This is a genomic window from Arsenophonus nasoniae DSM 15247 (assembly GCF_000429565.1).
Lineage (GTDB): Bacteria > Pseudomonadota > Gammaproteobacteria > Enterobacterales > Enterobacteriaceae > Arsenophonus > Arsenophonus nasoniae.
In genome coordinates, this window is record NZ_AUCC01000010.1 from 52655 (window position 1) to 69928 (window position 17274).

Annotated in this window: 10 protein-coding genes and 1 pseudogene; 5 read left to right on the forward strand and 6 right to left on the reverse strand. The window is 38.7% G+C overall.

The window, feature by feature from the left end:
• Window positions 1-24 precede the first annotated feature (24 nt).
• The 4 genes and pseudogenes from G468_RS19650 to yfbV form a co-directional block, all read right to left on the reverse strand.
• Window positions 25-1854 (reverse strand): annotated as a pseudogene (locus G468_RS19650) (SLC13 family permease).
• 87 nt (window positions 1855-1941) lie between these two features.
• A complete protein-coding gene (locus tag G468_RS0104190) occupies window positions 1942-2607 on the reverse strand; it encodes a sugar phosphatase (RefSeq protein WP_026822053.1) in 666 nt (221 codons plus the stop codon).
• 18 nt (window positions 2608-2625) lie between these two features.
• A complete protein-coding gene (locus tag G468_RS0104195) occupies window positions 2626-3120 on the reverse strand; it encodes a YfbU family protein (protein ID WP_026822054.1) in 495 nt (164 codons plus the stop codon).
• A 181-nt stretch (window positions 3121-3301) separates the two neighbouring features.
• Complete coding sequence (gene yfbV, locus G468_RS0104200) at window positions 3302-3757, reverse strand: terminus macrodomain insulation protein YfbV (RefSeq protein WP_026822055.1); 456 nt, start codon at window positions 3755-3757, stop codon at window positions 3302-3304.
• A 417-nt stretch (window positions 3758-4174) separates the two neighbouring features.
• Between yfbV and G468_RS0104205 the strand changes: the two genes are divergently transcribed.
• Both G468_RS0104205 and pta read left to right on the forward strand, forming a co-directional pair.
• Entirely contained in the window at window positions 4175-5377 is a 1203-nt protein-coding gene (locus G468_RS0104205) for an acetate kinase (protein ID WP_026822056.1), read from the forward strand.
• A gap of 73 nt (window positions 5378-5450) precedes the next feature.
• Window positions 5451-7583, forward strand: a complete 2133-nt coding sequence (gene pta, locus G468_RS0104210; protein WP_034249288.1) for a phosphate acetyltransferase — start codon at window positions 5451-5453, stop codon at window positions 7581-7583.
• A gap of 186 nt (window positions 7584-7769) precedes the next feature.
• Here the strand turns inward: pta and G468_RS0104215 are convergent, their stop codons facing one another.
• The gene (locus G468_RS0104215) at window positions 7770-9230 is read right to left on the reverse strand and encodes a DUF4832 domain-containing protein (RefSeq protein ID WP_026822058.1); all 1461 of its coding nucleotides are present in this window, start codon (window positions 9228-9230) and stop codon (window positions 7770-7772) included.
• An 885-nt stretch (window positions 9231-10115) separates the two neighbouring features.
• Between G468_RS0104215 and G468_RS23665 the strand changes: the two genes are divergently transcribed.
• From G468_RS23665 to G468_RS22255, 3 genes are read left to right on the forward strand one after another with little or no spacing between them, the layout of a single operon-like run.
• The gene (locus tag G468_RS23665; protein WP_155846972.1) at window positions 10116-10286 is read left to right on the forward strand and encodes a hypothetical protein; all 171 of its coding nucleotides are present in this window, start codon (window positions 10116-10118) and stop codon (window positions 10284-10286) included.
• Between the two features lie 45 nt (window positions 10287-10331).
• Window positions 10332-15167, forward strand: a complete 4836-nt coding sequence (locus G468_RS25250) for a neuraminidase-like domain-containing protein (protein ID WP_246067441.1) — start codon at window positions 10332-10334, stop codon at window positions 15165-15167.
• A gap of 53 nt (window positions 15168-15220) precedes the next feature.
• On the forward strand, window positions 15221-17104 hold the full coding sequence (locus G468_RS22255) for a hypothetical protein (RefSeq protein WP_026822060.1): 1884 nt from the start codon (window positions 15221-15223) through the stop codon (window positions 17102-17104).
• Here G468_RS22255 and G468_RS22805 read toward each other — a convergent pair.
• Window positions 17004-17274: ATP-binding protein (locus tag G468_RS22805; RefSeq protein WP_162143404.1), on the reverse strand; the 271-nt coding region annotated here is incomplete at its 5' end. The genes G468_RS22255 and G468_RS22805 overlap by 101 nt on opposite strands.

A 17274-nucleotide genomic window follows, 5' to 3' on the forward strand; every position in this document is an offset into this window, starting at 1 on the left:
TGTTACATATAATAGGGGATGACGTCAAAATGGAAAAAATTCAGGAATAATAATAATAGAAATAGCCATAACTAAAAAAGTAAAAGGAATACCAAATTTAAGAAAATCGCTGAATTTATAGCCACCAGGCGCCAAAATTAGTGTATTAACCGGTGAAGAAACGGGAGTCATAAAAGCCGCAGAAGCAGCAACATTTATCACCATAGCAAATGGCATAGGCGAGATATTCATCTGATTAGCGACAGCAATGGCAATCGGTGCCATTAATATTGCGGTTGCAGTATTAGAAATAAATAATCCAATCACTGCACAAACAATAAATAAACAAAGCAGCATTATCCTTGCTCCCATGCCACCAGCAATATCCATTAGCAAATTAACAATCAAATTGATACCACCGGTTTTTTCTAATGCCAAAGCAAAAGGCATCATACCAACAATCAACATAATACTTGGCCAGTGTATTGCACGATAAGCACTTTCCATATCAATACAGCGAAATTTTCCCATTAAAAGACACGCGATAAGCACAGCAATAAAATTAGGGATTTCATCTATTGCCATCATAGTAACCATTAATACCAAACAAAAAATCGCATGTGGCGCTTGCGAGGTAGCAGGCGCCACCGCTTCTACTTCTGCGGCCAAATTTAACACAATAAAATTACGCCTATCCGTTGACAATAAGCGAATTAATTTCCAGTCACCCACGATCAGTAAAATATCACCTAAACGCATTGGCTGATCAATTAATTTATCATCGATAGTTTTTCCTTCACGGTAAATGCCAACAACATTAAGACCATAACGGGTACGAAATTTAATTTCTCGCAATGTACTGCCTAATAGCTAAGATTGCGGCGCTAAGGAGAACTCAGCCATTCCGACCTCACGCGAGCGAGCAGAGAAATATTCACCTCGCAAAATCATTGGGGCCAATTTTTGCTCATGGCAAAAGTCATTGAGATCAACTTCACTCTCAGAGATATCGACTAATAACACATCTCGTTCATGTAACTCCGTTGCAGCCGTTACACTTAGCATAAGTCGACGAAAACGATGCCAACGCTCAATACCAATAACATTGGCACCATAACGTGAGCGTAAATGTAATTCATCGAGAGAGTAGCCTATTAAGGGGGAACCTGGGCAGATGGCCAAACAGCGAGCGCGACCTGATAGCTTATAGTCGCGAATAAAGTCGTGAAATGTTCGCCGGTGAGGATTAGTACCCGCTGCAATTTCGCGATTACCTAACCAACGACGAACCATCCACATATAAATAATTGCCAGCAACAGTACCGCAATCCCAATCGGCGTAATGGCGAAAAATTTGAATCCCGTATAACCTTCTCTGACTAGTTCACTGTTCACTATCATATTTGGCGGTGTCGCTACTAACGTCATCATACCACTGATGAGTCCAGCAAAGCCTAATGGCATCATAAAGCGCCCTGGTGGAATTCTCATTTGTTTTGCCACATTAAGAACAACGGGAATAAAAATAGCAACAATGCCGGTGGAACTCATAAAAGCGCCTAACCCTGCGACTGTTATCATCAAAAAAATCAGCATCTTATTTTCATTATTACCGGCTACACCAACTAACCAATCACCAACTTGGTAGGCAATACCGGTGCGAACTAATCCCTCACTAAAAACAAAAAGTGCTGCAATTAGCAGCACATTGGGATCACTAAAACCGATTGTTGCTTGTTTAAGGGTCAGCGTTCCACTTAATACTAAAGCCACAATGACTAATAATGCAACCACATCCATACGGATCTTATTAGTCATAAAAAACGTGACCACGATTAGCAGTAAAATTAGTACCCATACCAGCTGGCTATTCAAAATGACCTCAAATTAAGTCTATTCATCGGGCTCATTTGTCATAAATCGTGCAAATTAGCCGGCCTACTCTATGAAATTGACATCTTTTTAACGCTGAGTCACCGTAACAACACCTTGGTTATCTGGTTTTGAAATATTTAATTCAGTAAATGATTTGATAATTAGCGATATTTCTTCTCGCCGCGCCATACCTGCTGGCGCATGAACAGCAATAACCTGGCAACCCGCATCTAAGGCAGAATAGATTCCTGCCTGTGCATCTTCAACCGCAATACACGCTTCTGGCGGTAAATTTAGTAGTTGTGCACCAAGCAAAAACGGATCTGGCTGCGGCTTACCTTGCTCAACCCGTTCAATCGTGACCCAGTGTTTTGGTTCCGGTAAGCCTGCGGCTTTACTCCGATTAAAAGCAATTGGAATGGTGCCAGAAGTCACTATTGCCCATGGAATAGCAAATGTATTTAGTTGTTCAAGTAGATCAATCGCACCGGGTAGGGCCACTATGCCTGTCGTATTGGCGGCTTCCAAATTTTCTAGCCAATAAAAAACTTCATCAATTTTAGTTTCAGTGGCATTTGGCATAAAATGACGGATAGAATTTATTGCCGGTTTGCCATGAATATAGTGCAAAACCTCCGTTTCTGAAACACCGATCCGACGGCTAAATTCTCGCCAACAATGTTCAACGTTTGGTAAAGAATCAACCAGGGTGCCATCCAAATCAAATAGAAATCCCTTACATTTTAATACCATTGATGCTCCTTAGATAAGTCATGCATTAATGATTTGATTAATTTCTACTGCACAAAGATGATACTGACGCGGACAAGATGTCCAAACATTTAACATTCTCAGATACTTATCCCACATGGGTGTTTGAGCATTAAAATCATCGCTACCACGCACAAAATGACGATAACGACCTTCGCTATTCACCAAAAAACGAACATAATGTAGGTAATGTGCTTCCGTCACTGCATCAAAGCCTAAAAAGATAACTCTTTTGTCCGTAATATCCGCTTTAGACGATAGATTTTCCCAAGAAACTTGTAAGGCATGATACATTTCCATAATATCAATGATAATCTGGCAATTTTCTTCTGACAACTCAGCAAAATCTTGTTCTAACTCTTTTATTTGCAAGCCAAAACCAGCTTCAATGATAGTTTGACAACGTCGATAGCGTTTGGCATTATCCGGATCAAGCAGGATCAGCATTTTATACTGGTTAGACAGAATTAAGCGTTGTGCATGGGTCATTTCCATTATGGCTCTCCAATACGAGGAAATTTGTTAAATCATCGCATCACCGCCCTGCCTTTTATAGTGATAACACACCTTTTATTGATCTAAGAAGGCTTTTCAAGCATTAACCTTTAAAAAACTATTTTCTAATGCCTGTTATCTCTATTACTGATTAGCTGACCCACTATCCTTTCAAATTAAGTTAAATACCATCAATAAAAGAGCGATCTAATTGTTTGAAAGCACGTTTTAACAATTCTGCTAATGTTTGATAAGTCGGTGTACCTTTAACTGGCGTAATGGTAATTCCAGCTTGATTAAATTTTTCCCGAATTTCATAAAACCAACTAAGTAATGCAGAAGGTAGCGGCGTAACTGAACGCTTACCTAACCACCATAAACCCTGCAATGGTAAGCTACAAGCAAAAAACGCTGTCGCCACAGCCGGTCCTAGCTGACCACCCAATGCAATCTGCCAGGTAAGTGTAAACACAGCAACAGCAGGCATATAACGAATCGCAAATCGGCTAGCGGTGATCACACGATGCTCGGGAAAAATAGGCATCAAACATTTCTCTAACGGAAATGTCTTGGCATACTGACGACCTAGTTTCAACTTTTGTATGAAACCGGGGGTCGTTTCTGGTGTCGTATTCATCAATACCTCACATGACTTCAATCAATTTTTCATGCAAAATTTAAAATAAATGTATAAAGCATAAAATCTTTTTAGTAGAATTTACAGGGCAACATTGGTTGCCAGAGACTACGATTTCTATAATCTATAGAAAAACTGATATCATATAAAGTTTATATTTGGTCTATTACTATGTTTTCAATCCATAATGTTAATATTATATTGCATCTTTAATATCAACATTGCAAACATAGTTATTTATTCGATAAATACGATTAAAATATCATAATATTGCGTAAATATGATATTAATCATTCAATATGATCCCAGGGATAAGCTAGGCTACTAGCATTCTATTGGATTGATGTTTATTAACCCTAGTCTTCCTGGTTAATCTGACAAAGAAGACTGCATGATAACGATATAGTAGGTAATTCCATGTCAAGTAAGCTGGTACTTGTCCTCAACTGCGGTAGCTCTTCCCTTAAATTTGCTATCATTGATCCTGTTAACGGCGAAGAACAACTATCTGGTTTAGCAGAATGTTTTCATCTACCAGAAGCCCGTATTAAATGGAAAATAGATGGCACGAAAAACGAAGCTGCTTTAGGCGAAGGTGCTGCACACAGTGAAGCAATGACTTTCATAGTCAATCAAATTCTCACCCAAAAACCAGAATTAGCTCAAGCCATTTCTGCTATTGGTCATCGTATTGTTCATGGCGGTGAAAAGTTTACTCAATCAGTTGTTATTAATGATGAAGTTGTTGAAGGCATTAAAGCATCTATTCCATTTGCGCCTTTACATAATCCTGCTGGCATTATTGGACTTGAAGAAGCGAAAAAAGCATTTCCCCATTTAAATGACAAACATGTCGCTGTTTTTGATACTGCCTTTCATCAGACGATGCCGGTTGAAGCTTATTTATATGCGCTGCCTTATAATCTTTACAAAGAACATGGTATCCGTCGTTACGGCGCACATGGAACTAGCCATTATTATGTTTCCCAGCAAGCAGCCAAAGAACTGAATAAATCGATCAATGAACTGAATGTAATCACTTGCCATTTGGGTAATGGCGGATCAGTGACTGCGGTAGTCAATGGGCAATCTGTTGATACCTCAATGGGTCTGACCCCCCTAGAAGGCTTAGTGATGGGAACTCGCAGTGGTGATATTGATCCAGCAATTGTGTTCCACCTTCATGACGCCTTGGGCATGAGTGTTGATAAAATCAATACATTATTAACCAAAGAGTCTGGCATACTTGGATTAACTGAAGTTACCAACGATTGTCGTTATGTCGAAGATAACTATAATACTAAGCCGGATGCAAAACGGGCAATGGATGTCTATTGTCATCGTTTAGCCAAATATATCGCTGCTTACTGCGCATTAATGGAAGGGCGATTAGATGCCATTGTTTTCACCGGTGGTATTGGAGAAAACTCAGCCTTGGTACGTGAATTAACACTTAAAAAATTATCTTTAATTGGTATTAAGTATGATCACGAGCGCAACTTAGCTGCACGGTTTGGCAAATCTGGCAAGATCACGACTGACGATAGCATTCCTGTTCTGGTTATTCCAACTAATGAAGAATTAGTTATTGCTCAGGACGCTAGCCGCCTAACGGCATAAATAGATTAGAAACTGCCAGTTTACCAATTGGCAGTACTAGGTTGAACATCTTGCAATTGTTAAAGAGGTACCTGTGTCCCGTACAATAATGTTAATACCGACTGACATTAGTGTTGGTTTAACCAGCGTTAGTTTAGGGGTCGTCCGTTCAATGGAACAAAAAGGGGTTAGTCTAACGGTTTTTAAGCCCATTGCTCAACCCCGTTTTGGAGATAAAGATCAGACAACTGAAGTGTTACGCTCCCATTCTAGTGTTCAGGTCGCTGAACCACTAAAAATGAGTTATGTTGAATCTTTGCTGGCGAATGATCAAAAAGATGTTTTAATGGAAGAGATTGTTGCGCGTTATCATGATAACACGCAACAGGCTGAAGTTATTCTAATCGAAGGTTTAATGCCTACCCGTAAGCACCCTTTTGCTCAATCGTTAAATTATGATATCGCCAAGACGTTGGGTGCTGACGTAATTTTTGTTACCGCATTAGGTAACAACACACCGGAACAGTTAAAAGAGCGCATTGAATTAGCCCGCGCCGAGTTTGGTGGTATACAAAATAAAAATATCACCGGGGTAATTATTAATAAACTCAACGCACCAGTTGATGAGCATGGCCGTACCCGCCCTGATTTATCGGAGATATTTGATGAGTCGACTAAAGCTACAATCGCAAAAATTGATAGTAAGACGTTAGCTAACAATAGTCCGCTGCCAATATTGGGTTGTATTCCGTGGAATTTTGATCTGATCGCCACTCGTGGTATTGATATTGCTAATCATCTAAATGCCAGCATTATCAATGAAGGTGCACTACAAACCCGGCGCATAAAATCAGTTATTTTCTGCGCTCGCAGTGTGCCCAATATGGTAGAGCTGTTTCGTCCCGGCTCATTGCTAGTGACCTCTTCTGATCGCCCTGATGTTATTGTATCTGCCTGTTTAGCGGCCATGAATGGTGTCGAAATTGGTGCATTACTATTAACGGGTGGTTATCCGATTGCCAAGCCAATACATGAACTCTGTCACCGCGCTTTCGAAACCGGTTTACCGGTATTGATGGTAGATACCAATACCTGGCAAACTTCGTTAAGTCTGCAAAGTTTTAGTTTAGAAGTGCATGCGGATGATCATGAACGGATTGAAAAAATTCAAAACTATGTTGCCTTGCATATCAATCAGCAATGGATTGATTCACTGACGGCTGATTCTGAACGTCCTAAACGGCTATCACCTCCCGCTTTCCGCTATCAATTAACCGAATTAGCACGTAAAGCTAACAAGCGTATCGTACTACCGGAAGGTAATGAACCTCGTACAGTAAAAGCGGCGGCTATTTGTGCAGAAAGGGGCATTGCCACCTGTATCCTGCTAGGGGAACCCGATGAAATAAAACGGGTTGCCGCCGCGCAAGGGATTGAATTAGGCGCCGGAATCGAAATTGTGGCACCTAAATCAGTACGGAAAAACTACGTTGAACGTTTAGTTGAGCTGCGCAAAAATAAAGGCATGACCGAAATTGTGGCGCGTGAACAGTTAGAAGACAATGTGGTGTTAGGCACCATGATGCTGGAAAAAAATGAGGTTGATGGTTTAGTTTCCGGCGCTGTTCATACCACGGCGAATACTATTCGCCCACCGTTACAACTGATCAAAACTGCCCCTGGTAGCTCAATCGTTTCTTCAATATTCTTTATGCTATTACCTGAGCAGGTGTTAGTTTATGGTGACTGTGCAATAAATCCAGATCCAACAGCGGAACAATTATCAGAAATCGCCATCCAGTCGGCTGATTCAGCCAAAGCATTTGGCATTGAGCCGCGAGTAGCAATGATCTCTTATTCTACCGGTAATTCTGGTGCCGGCAGTGACGTGGACAAAGTGCGTGAAGCAACCCGTTTAGCACAAGCAAAACGGCCAGATTTAGTGATTGATGGCCCATTGCAATATGATGCCGCTATTATGGCCGATGTTGCTAAATCTAAAGCGCCAGATTCACCGGTAGCCGGTCAAGCAACGGTGTTTATTTTCCCTGATCTGAATACGGGCAACACCACTTATAAAGCGGTGCAACGCTCAGCCAATCTGGTTTCTATCGGCCCGATGCTACAGGGAATGCGGAAACCGGTTAATGATTTGTCCCGTGGCGCACTGGTTGATGATATTGTTTATACCATTGCCCTTACCGCCATTCAGGCAACGCAAAATTAAAATAATTGACTTATTTGGCTGGCTGAAAAAAAAGCTGAAATACTGAGTATTTCAGCTTTTTTATTGACTAAACGCTAAATCAACAACTCAGCTAATCGATAAAATTAAATTTTATTAACCGCTAACTGAGTAGAAAACTGACAATTAATAGCTAAAAACGGGCTAGCGTTCTCTGCTAGCTAGATTTTATTCAATAACCTGTACCTCAGCGAAAACATTAAAGCGATGTTTTTCCGTTTCAATTAAACGGAAATTACTGCCGCCATTAGCCAATTGGATATCATATTGAGGACAATCTCTTAGCATAGGACTTTCATCGGGTAACCATAAGGCTAGCAGATATTTTCCGCTTTTTATATTACCAAGCTGACAGGCAATACTAAATATATATCCCCGACCTGCGGCGCACAACTCAGCGCCAGCTGGCATAAAGAGTTGCCATTGGATCTCATCTTGCTCATCGAGAAATACAATAGCAATCGGTCTGTTATTTACTGGTCGGGCAAAACCATAATTTTTTAGGCTAAACTTTAAAGCAAAATAATCACCGATTTTGACAAACACTGGATAAGTCGCTTCTTCAAGCGTCAACCTATAGCCAAGATGATCCCTAATATATTCAAAAGCGCTTCTGGTGGTATAACTTTGCTTTGTTTGATCCCAAAAATAATCCCGATCACAGACAAACCCTGCATTTTCAAACTGTTTTAAATCAATAACCGCTTTACGCAGAGCCGCTATACATAAATTTAAATTATGTATAATACTAAAGGTTGAAGCGCCCAATTCCGTAAAGCGCCAAATCGTTCCCCAGCCAAAATCAGCCGGAATAGTATTAAGGCACCAGTGATCACGACCATCATCGTTGTAAGGCATTTCAACGTCATAGATAGAGTTTGCGCCAATTTTTTTTAGATCATTGTATACGGCACTTTGCCAGACAAAGTCATTGCCAACTGCAAACTTATGCGCATCAAGGGTATAATAGTCATTGTTAAAACCAATGCGTAAAGTGTCACTATCCAATAACGGGCTAAGTGCGTTAATCAACATATCTCGATTAGCCTTATAGCGCATGGTTATTTTTCTATTGGCGGGCATAAAATCGGCATAAAATGTCCGGTAGATTGCCTGTTTCTGTTGATCTGTGTAACAACTCCCGTGTTGTTCTCCCCAGGTGCCAATCCAGCCAAACTGAAATGCATATATTACGCCATTAGCCAATACTGATTTTAATTGCCGCATATGTTGTTTTATTTTTTCTACCCCCGGTTCTGGAATATGATTAGCATATTTATAGACAAATCTAACCAAAAGCTTAACCCCGGCAATTTTTGCCTGACTAAAGATATAATTAATTAACTCAATAGCCTTATCATCCAGATCTTTATTTATATATTCTGTCAGATAAATATATTGCTGAACAATTTGATAACGCTCACCAATAATTTCTTTCTTATATAATTTTAATAAAACATTGCCATTTTGTTTATCGCCAGAAAAAGGATTTATTAAATCTTCATTTAATAAAATCATATTTTCATATCTAAAACCCAGTTCCGGGTTCACTATTATTACTTTGCCATTCTCATCTGAAGGATAACGCCCACGATAGCTTGCCTGCTGATATTGCGTTGAGTTATTCATTATTATTCCTTTTCATTCATTATTATTCCTTTCGATTATTATATTTAATATTAATTTATAGATTCATTATCAATTAAAATAATTACAATAACGTATAAAAAATAAATTTAATTATGAGATAATAGATTATAAAATTTTATATTAGCATTTACTTGGTTATAATAATTAAAATTAATATTTTAATTTATAAATATAAAAACAAATTAAAATATATATCCCGAAGGCGCTGATAAAAAATAACACGAATAAATTTATAATACACAAGGTTTCAACAGAAAAAATAGGTGCCACACAAAAAACAAAAATCAATAAGATACAAAAAAACAGAACCGGACAACATAGGAAAAATAAATTTATATTTTATACTAAGATAGATGGCCATATTTAATTTTAATAAAATTAATATTAACAAAATTAACAATAATATCTATACCTCATTTGTTTAATTAAATATTCATAAAAAACCAAATAATTATGCAAAAACCTTGTTGGATTAATCGTTTCAGCTAAAAATATTATCTATTAATTTTTTAATTACAGTTGTAAATAATTAACCGAAATGAAATTACAGTTAATTTATTATCAAAAACCATTGTTAAATTAAAATGTAAAATTACATAGAAGTAGAAAAAAATATAATCACTCAACTAAACTTAGCTAAATCCTTTCGTTCTTTTATTAAAATTTTTATTAAAAATTCAAATAAAAAAACTGCTAGCTTTAAAAAAAAATTATGTTATGATTTTTTTCAATTCATTTCTTATTAAGAATAAATAAATTAAAAAACATGAATATAAATGATCATCAAAAATTTTTATATTCTATTTCATCATATTCCTTTTCTTTAAAAAAACGATAGAGGCATCTAATATAAGTGAGGGTTTTATGCCATACCAAATTAACGAAAATGCAATTCAGAATATTATTAATAAATTAAATGCTAACTCATTCAGTGACCTGGCTAAATATGCTAAAGAAGAACTTTATCAAGTTGCTGATAATCAGTTAAGCTTGCATGATTGTGACCTACTTTTAGCTCAGGCTAAAAAAATCTAGGCCAAAAACAGTACTCAATACCGTCAGCAAATTACTCGTCAAGCCATTCCTAAACAATCAACACACCTCGTCGCGACACAACTGCAGACCAATTTTAGTAACGCTAAAGCGCAACAACTGCAGTATGACCAAACAATGGCTTTTAGTAACGACTTTATCCCCAATCGTGATACTGACTTTGTCAATCAGGGTAACATTGCCTCTATGTTTTCTCCAGCCGCTTATCTGATAAGACTTTATCGCGAAGCACAAAGACTGCATCCAGAAAATTCACCCTATTATATCGATAATCGTCGGCCTGATTTAGCCGATCTGATTTTGAGTCAGGAAAATATGGATACGCCGCTATCCACCCTGTCACTTTCCAATCAAGTACTAGGCGCGCAAATTGGTAAAAAAATTGGTGATAACGATAAGCAAAAAATTCTTGATGCATTAGCGCAAGATACGTTAAACCCCGATGGTCCCTATTATTATTACACTGATGTCATCCAGCAAGTATTGCAAAAGCAGAATGTCACACTGGCCCAATTAATTCAGCCAGAAAATCGTCCTGTTAATACCAATCAAACCTTTATCTTATGCACTGATTTAAAAATATCGCCCCCAATTTATACCTTGTTAACGACGGATATTACGCCAGAAAATCTTGACACTGAATATAAAAAAGTGTTTGGCACCATTGCACCACAAACGCTGATGACAGCAGTTGCGCTGGCAGAACATTACTATTTACCCCCCGAGTTTTTCGAACTATTACTACCCAATAAAGATGATACGGAAGCACAATTAAAACAGCATTTACTGAAAGTACACAAAATCGTTTTATTACATAAAACAACACAAATGACCCCGCTGACCCTGTCTGAATTAATGACAGAATATAGCGATAAAATTACGGATAACACCCTCGTTGATATTTTGCATATCAAACAGTATATGCAATTCTACAACTTGGAAGAACAGCAGGCGCGCGTATGGGTCGGTTTAAAAATCAGTCAAACTGCGGTTAATGGTCAGCTCAGCCAATACGATCAACTATTTAATAACCCGCCTTTATATGGTCAAAAATTCGCTCCAGACGATAAAGAGTATGATGTAGCTCCTAACGCGCAAAACGTCTTTAAATCAAACTTAAAGCAAGCATTTGCCGTGAATGATCAAGAGCTATATCAAATATTCTTAACATATATCTATGATGAAAATGATAATAATGGTAGCTTTTGTAAAAATGATGTTGCTCACACCACTGCATTCTATAGATTTTGTCTACTAGCTACGGCTAATCAACTGACTATTGCGGAATTAAGCATTTTATTTAACTTATTGGATCATCATCTGATCTCAACTGAAGCATTTATTGACAAACTCCATACCACCGTCGAATGGCTTAATAATCAAAATCTTAATGTCGCAAGCTTAGTTGCACTAACAACCGATAATTTTGACACTAATCAATCACCTGAAATCGAAAATCTGATTATTACCCTAAACAGTAATTTACACGACACGACTTTATTAGATAATCCGCTCAAAAAGGCGCTGGCTCCCTATTTTGCCTCTCAATTGACACTCTCTTCAGCAGACATCGCCTATCAATTATTGATTTGGCTAGATAATATAAAAATCCACCCTGAAGATTTGGACACCAATCAATTTTGGCAGCAAGTATCTAAAATCGATATTGATAAGCCTTTTACTCTTAGTCAAGAAGTCATCCGTTATTGTCACCGCATTGCGCAATTAGCGCTTATCACCAATATCTTTAAACTATCCTTAGCTGAAGTCACACTGATTGTTAATCAACCTGACCATTTGAAAAAGAACTTAACTAAAGTTTATCCAACGGTGGAAAATTTGCAGTTTATTACGCTATTCCACAACTGGACAATGCAATTAATGGCTCAAGCGCCGGTCGTCATTACCACACTATCTAAAGATCAACTGACGGTTAGCATGCTGGCTAAAGCCATTAATGCACCGCTTGATGAATACACTGCTGCAGCCCAACAAGTTGATCCTCTTGCCACCAGCGACACCATTATTACTGATGTACAACACTGTTTATTTATTCAGCAATGGTATCAGGCGGGAGAAACCTTAGCCGTTGATGCCACGGTAGTTGGCAGTTTATATGATCCTAGTAATAATTATCCATTATCGCTTTCATCACTGCAGCTACAAACCAAGCTTCCCTTTAATCAATTAAAAACAGGTATTACTAACATAACCAAAGAGTATCATAAGGGAAACTTGTACCAGGCTGCTATTATTGATAACGATGATGATATCGAACTGTGGGATTTAGTACGGCAAAAGATAGATAGTTATTATCTTTACGTAGAAGTTTACCCGCTCGGTAATAATAAATTTAAAATTATCTATCAAACCGAACATCCCGATAGTAGAAAACTGGGTTGGGGCTGGTTATCATCAAAGGGGTTTCAATACTTAGGCAATGTCAAAGACGTTGAGGACCAGCCTGGTTCACACTATGAATTGACCACTTACATTAATTGGCATGAAATTGAAGATACGGATATGCTCACGTTGGTATTATGTGATCATGGTGAACCAATTACCAACATTAGCCCGGTTAAGTTCCAACGACAAGATTATCCAACACAAACCTTTATCGACCAACTAGCGACAGAATTAAAGATTGCTATTCCTACTCAGCCCGAACTGGATCCTTTTTTATTCTCCTTAGCTACATCCCTGTTAAATGCCCTTAACAAGTCGCAACGCAAAACCGTAGACGGCATTCTGGCTGAAAATCTCAGTAGCGCACAATCTTATTATTATCTGGAGCATGTTGCCGATAACAGTCTTGCCCTTACCAACCGAGATCAGTTGTATAGCTACCTGCTAATCGATAACCAAGACAGTTATCAAGTTACTACCAGCCAGATAGCGGCAGCCAATGCTAGTGTGCAACTCTATATAAACCGCTGTATTCAGCAGCCGGAACATGAAGTTGGGGTAAACTATTCTGCACTACAACGGCCATTTTTCCAAAACTGGGAGCAATATAATCGCCGCTATAGCAGTTGGGCAGGGATCAGAGAACTGGACTATTATCCAGAAAATTATATTAATCCCACTCAACGGATCGGCCAAACCCAGATGATGAATAAGCTGTTACAAGCGATTAATCAAAGTCAATTAACCAGCGATATCGTTGAACAAGCTTATCATAGTTATCTGACGGATTTTGAGTTAGTGGCAAATTTAACCATAATTAGTGGCTATCATAATGAATTGAATGTTGAAACAGGTTTAACCTATCTTATCGGTGCCAGCCAAGAGGCTTCGCCTTCTTATTCTTGGCGTAGTCTTAATCATAATATGTTTATCAACCAAGGATTTCCAGCTGATGCTTGGAGTGAATGGCAAGCTATTACCGCCTCAGCCAAACCGTATCGAAATCTTATCCAACCGCTAATATTTAAATCACGGCTCTATCTGTTCTGGTTAGAACAGCGACAAATCAATAGCGAGAAAAAAGATACACCGCAAAAAAACAAACAAGAGACTCTTCCCCAATACACTTATGATTTAAAACATAGTCATATACTTTATGATGGTAATTGGAGTACACCATTTACTTATGCTTCATTAGATATTAATGAAGAACTGCTGGCACTTTTAAATAAAGATAAACCCACCATTGATGACCAAGTGGGTTTTTTTGTGACCTATGATCTTACCCAAAAAGATATATTGGTAATACTATACCATAAACAAGCAAAATATGATGAAACCGCTATTCCTACTGGGCAGTCATGGAAAATTAGCCAAGATTTTTCTCTAACTCATGATAATAGTGAACAGACAAAATTTTTCCTTAGTCTACCGGTTATCTGGCGTGAGTTGAATACAACAACAGCTTTGGGTGTACCTGCACCATTGAGCTATACTATCCAGATTCCAACTAATATTATTGCCACTTTCCACTCTGTTGCCCCGGCCATACCCAGTGGTCTTGCACCATTATCGCAGGGCTTAAGCCAATTATTGCTAACCAAAGAGACAACCAATAATCAATATAACTTAACTGGAACAATTGTTAGTATCGAAGCCAGGGGACAGGACAACCATTACTTGAATACTGGCGATGATGATTTAGATCTCTTCATGGATCATTTACAGCAAATATATCAAACAACCCCTTACGGTCAGGTTTTAGTCAATTATTATAATGTACCTAATTACCCTGTCACATTGGTCATTTTAACCGCCATACTAAAATTGGAAGCCAATAAATACACCGTAATTTCTTATACTAATAACACTTCTTTTTTTGTAAGCTCTATTACTCGTATCTTTAATGGCATAACCCTACCTACTATAAGAGAGAACTCCGGTAACTGGCAAACTGATATTATTGATGCGCCAGATAATTCCACTCTTGCGGAAATCTACACTCAAGCCAATGGCCAGGTATTTACCGTAGATGGTAAAGCTGAACCCACCATGCTTATTCAACGACCGTATAAATATACCCTAACAGCAAAAACAAATAACAATAGTATTATTGATAGTAAAGAAATTATTAATAATGATTCTACCTGGAACACAATATTAGCAAATCAAGCATGGAGTTTTTTGATAAATCAAAACTTAATCGATGAAACAAAAATAATAGATTTCATTATTCATGTAGCCGATCGGGATGGTGGCGATTTAGGCTCAGTAAGCCATCAAATTCCCTTAGAGGCAAAAATAGCCAATGATAGTCAACCTTTATTACTAAAAACCGCCAGTAACAAAGCCCAATATCTGGAAGGTGGGCTAAGTGATATTTATCAAAGCGACACACAGAAAAAACATAGTGGTATTTATCAAGTCCGACTCATACCCTATTTGCGAAAGAACTAACTTCTCGCGCTGATAGAGGATTAGATACTTTACTCAGCCTTGATACCCAATATATGCCAGAGCCTATTCTGCCCCGTACTGGTGTGCAAGTGACTCTAACCCTAAAACCCTATGATGAACTGATTAATGGTAACAATAAAATCTTTAAGCTGAGAGAGGCCGACATTTGGGAGAGTAGTGATTCATTACTAATTTACACAGGCGAACTGAGTGACCAGCCAACCACCGTGACCTGCTTTCTTAATCGTTATAATGATGCCCATGGTAATAAAGATAATCTCTATTTAGAAGCGGAATACCAAAAAGGCACACAGAATAAAATTCGATTTACAAAAGCCACTGACAAGCAAGAGTGGCAATTGGATACCAGTTACAACGGTGGTACCTTCCCTGGTTTACAAAGTATCGATAATGTCGAAAGTTTCTTCAGTACTGAAATAGATAATCAAACCGTACCAATGGACTTCGCCGGCGCTAATGCGCTCTATTTCTGGGAACTATTCTATTACGGGCCAATGTTAGTAATGAAGCGATTGCTGCAAGAGCAAAATTTTGCCGATTCAGCCAACTGGTTAAAATTTATTTTTAGCTCGTCAGGTTATGATCGTGGACGCCAAAATCAGTACTGGAATACCCGTCCGTTGCTAGAGGATACTAGCTGGAATGAAGTGCCCGATGATATCACCGATCCCGATGCGATTGCCCAAGCCGATCCGATGCATTATAAGTTATCCACTTTGATGAATATGATAGAACTGCTCATCGCCCGCGGTGATCAAGATTATCGTCAATTAGAGCGGGATACCTTAGCAGAAGCCAAAATGTGGTATGTGCAAGCGCTAGAATTGATGGGCGAAGATGAACCATCGCTACCAACAAGCTGGCCAAATCCATCCCTAAAGGATGCCGCTGAATTAGAAGAACACACAATATTTAAACCTGAGAAAAATACCAAGTGGCAAGAGCTACGCCTAACGCTGGCACAACGCTTGTATAATTTACGCCACAATCTCACTATCGATGGCAAACCCCTCTCTTTACCTTTATTTGCCACACCAGCTAATCCAGCCGATCTATTAAGTGCCGCGGTTGCCAATGCGCAAGGCGGTATTCCACTGCCAACCGATATTACTTTGGGTTTGTATCGTTTCCCACCAGCACTCGAAAGTGCCAAAGGAGTAGTGACACAACTTACTCAGTACGGTAATACCTTGCTTGCGATTATTGAACGACAAGATGCAGAAAAAATGGCAATGTTATTACAAACCCAAGGTTTAGCCTTGTCTAAGCAAAGCCTGGAAATGCAAAAAACCACCCAAGATGAATTAAACGAGGAAAAAAAGGCGTTAGAAATTGCCATCACTGCGGCCAAACAGCGTAAAGATCACTATAAAGCCCTGTATGATCAAAATATGAATACAGGTGAACAAAAGGCTATCGATTTACATATCGCCGCCGATACTCTAATGACAACAACCAAATCCCTCTATATGGCTGCCGCGTTAGCTAATCTGGCACCCAATATCTTTGGTCTAGCCGATGGTGGCATGCAATATGGTGCTGTTCCTACTGCGGTAGCCTTAGGTATAGAAACTGCATCCAGTGGTATTTTGACGAGTGCCGATAAAACGACCCAATCAGAGATCTATCGTCGTCGTCGTCAGGATTGGCAGCAAATGTATCAAACTGCTGACTATGAAGAGCAACAATTAACTGCCCAATTAACCGCACTAGAAAAACGCATCACCGCAGCCAATCAACAATATAGTGTCAACGATCACCGAAAACTGATCCACTTTTTATCTAAATCCGATCAATCAAAATTGATCCACTGTTTTACTCAGTTATTGCTCCTGAGCGCCGCTTATCTTTCAATCGGTAGCTTTCACCGCTTAATTGCAGTACATGCGAATGATGAAGTAAACGATCAAGCATAGCGGCAGTTAATGTTGCGTCATCAGCAAAAGCACTTGGCCATTGCCCAAATGATAGGTTACTCGTCAATATGACACTGCCATGCTCATAACGCTTGGCAATCACATTGAAAAACAGGTTTGCTTCTTCTCGCCCAAACGGCAGGTATCCAATCTCATCGATAATCAACAAC

Excerpts from the sequence above, each read along its gene's own strand:
- G468_RS22255 (WP_026822060.1), top strand. The coding sequence starts at position 15,221 with ATGCCAGAGCCTATTCTGCCCCGTACTGGTGTGCAAGTGACTCTAACC.
- G468_RS0104195 (WP_026822054.1), bottom strand. The coding sequence starts at position 3,120 with ATGGAAATGACCCATGCACAACGCTTAATTCTGTCTAACCAGTATAAA.
- G468_RS0104205 (WP_026822056.1), top strand. The coding sequence starts at position 4,175 with ATGTCAAGTAAGCTGGTACTTGTCCTCAACTGCGGTAGCTCTTCCCTT.
- G468_RS23665 (WP_155846972.1), top strand. The coding sequence starts at position 10,116 with ATGCCATACCAAATTAACGAAAATGCAATTCAGAATATTATTAATAAA.
- G468_RS0104190 (WP_026822053.1), bottom strand. The coding sequence starts at position 2,607 with ATGGTATTAAAATGTAAGGGATTTCTATTTGATTTGGATGGCACCCTG.
- G468_RS0104215 (WP_026822058.1), bottom strand. The coding sequence starts at position 9,230 with ATGAATAACTCAACGCAATATCAGCAGGCAAGCTATCGTGGGCGTTAT.
- yfbV (WP_026822055.1), bottom strand. The coding sequence starts at position 3,757 with ATGAATACGACACCAGAAACGACCCCCGGTTTCATACAAAAGTTGAAA.